This window comes from Neochlamydia sp. AcF84 (assembly GCF_011087585.1).
GTDB lineage: Bacteria > Chlamydiota > Chlamydiia > Chlamydiales > Parachlamydiaceae > Neochlamydia.
In genome coordinates this window covers 1-1,907 of record NZ_VJOT01000080.1, presented here as the reverse complement: position 1 = coordinate 1,907, position 1,907 = coordinate 1, and the positions used below count along the sequence as shown (strand labels likewise).

Below are 1,907 nucleotides of genomic sequence, written 5' to 3'. Positions count from 1 at the left end.
TTTCGATTAGGTCATCTGTCTTTTTTTATAGATTTTTTTTTAAATTGAAAATCTATTAAAAAAGCTGGCGTTCACCTTTATAATGTTATTGATACAAAAAAACATCCATAAAAGGAACGCCATGAAAAATGTTACTATAAATTCTAGAGAAGATCAAGAAAGACGACTTCAAATCAAAAACATCCATCAGCAGATGAAAAATTTGGCTGTTCAAGGAACGGGAATTAGTCCTTGGGAAGCTCAAATTTTAGTAGGTCTGATTGAGGAGGTGTACTTTTCTGAACTTAACCAAAACCATTTAAAATCAGGGCAGATTAAATATCATTGTGTAGCAGCTGAAGAAGGAGCTGGTAAATCTTTAAAGGAGTGTAAGATGTTACCTGTGGTTTTGACGTTGTTTGACCAACGAGACAAAGGAAATTTTTCTCAAGATAATAATAAAGATAGAAGTGTTGAGCTAAGAAGGCGAAGACTTGTGCGTATAGCTGAAGAAGCTAAAGAGCAAGGAGGATACTTAACACAAGAAGACTTAGCAGAATTGTTGATGTGCGATATAAGAACGATTCGAAGAGATATTAAAGAGCTTAGAACAATAGGCATCTTATTACCCACCCGAGGCCAACAAAAAGATATCGGCCCTGGTGTCAGCCATAGAGCTATAGCCATACGGCTTTGGCTGGAGGGCAAAGAGCCTGTGGCTATTGCCCAGCATATTAAGCATAGCATAGAAGCTGTGGAAAACTATCTACAGAAGTTTAAAAGAGTAGCCTTTCTTAAAAGCAAACATTTCAATGAGTTTGAAATAGCCTTAACGGTAGGAATTTCCATCTATGCTACCAAAACCTTTTCTCTGCTATATGAAGAGTTTAAAGATAAAGCCTTTTTTGAACAAAGATTGGAGGAAGTTCATATAGTTGGTGCCCAATATTATCATGCTCAAGACGAAAAAAAAAGAATGATGTCGTCGAACGACTCTATCAGGAACGAGCGGAGGCTGCCATGAAGAAGAACATCGATGCAAACCATGCTACATTTTGCCCTCAAGCATTTAAATGCTTTGAAGGCGCTTTGGAGGCATTTTTTTCTCATGAGTGCCCACAGCTAGGAGGAACAAGGACAAGGCAAGTACTGGTTAAATCAATAGCGGATATGGTGCGTCAATTTTATCCGCAGACCTCTCATATGCAGCCGGGACAAGTTACATGGCCGACAGTTCATCGCAACGAGCTTTCATCTTATGGAAAATCTATTCAAGATACACGTTTAACAACGGTGATTTTAGATTTGGTAAGCTCGCAAGATGCTATGGAAAGAGCCAAGGGGAAGAAATTAAGGGCTATAAAAAAAGAAGCTGTGGCGCGGATGTGCAAGCAAGCTTTTGATCAAGAAGGTTGCTTAACCCACGCGGAATTAGCTATTTTGTTAAAGATATCTCCCCACAGTGTGGGCAAATATATTAAGGAATGGGAATTAGAAAACCGTGAGGTTCTTCCAAGAAGAGGATCTATCCATGATATAGGCCCTACTTTAACTCACAAAACAATCATCATTGAAAAGCTCTTTATTGAGCAAAAAACTGTTCAGCAAGTGAGCAGAGAAACAAAACACTCTTTACCGGCAATACAAAGGTATATATCCACTTTCAAGCAAATCTTGCTATGCAAACAAAAAGGTATGTCTACAGAAGAAGCAGCTTTTTCAGTGGGTAGGACATCGCGCTTAGTCCATGAATATGAAAAAATTATTGAACAATATAAGGAGAAAAATTATGTTATAGCCGCGTTATTGAAAAGTGAAATCGGAATTGAAACAAGAACCCAGATAACAATAAATGAAGGTGTTGATAAAAAATATTAATCAGAAAAAAGATTAGGTTAAATGCCAGTTAATGACAAGTGTCCTTATTT

The 1,907-nt window shown here is 37.5% G+C and carries 2 protein-coding genes; both read left to right on the top strand.

What is annotated here, in order from left to right:
• Window positions 1-121 precede the first annotated feature (121 nt).
• Window positions 122-1,003 (top strand): DUF1670 domain-containing protein, encoded by an 882-nt coding sequence (locus NEOC84_RS09335; protein ID WP_166158538.1) that lies wholly within the window; start codon window positions 122-124, stop codon window positions 1,001-1,003.
• Window positions 1,000-1,857 carry a DUF1670 domain-containing protein gene (locus tag NEOC84_RS09330; RefSeq protein ID WP_166158535.1) on the top strand — a complete coding sequence of 286 codons (858 nt, stop codon included), beginning with the start codon at window positions 1,000-1,002 and terminating at the stop codon, window positions 1,855-1,857. The genes NEOC84_RS09335 and NEOC84_RS09330 overlap by 4 nt, the downstream gene beginning before the upstream one ends.
• Window positions 1,858-1,907 lie beyond the last annotated feature (50 nt).

Coding starts and splice junctions, on each gene's coding strand:
- NEOC84_RS09335 (WP_166158538.1), top strand. CDS start 122: ATGAAAAATGTTACTATAAATTCTAGAGAAGATCAAGAAAGACGACTT.
- NEOC84_RS09330 (WP_166158535.1), top strand. CDS start 1,000: ATGAAGAAGAACATCGATGCAAACCATGCTACATTTTGCCCTCAAGCA.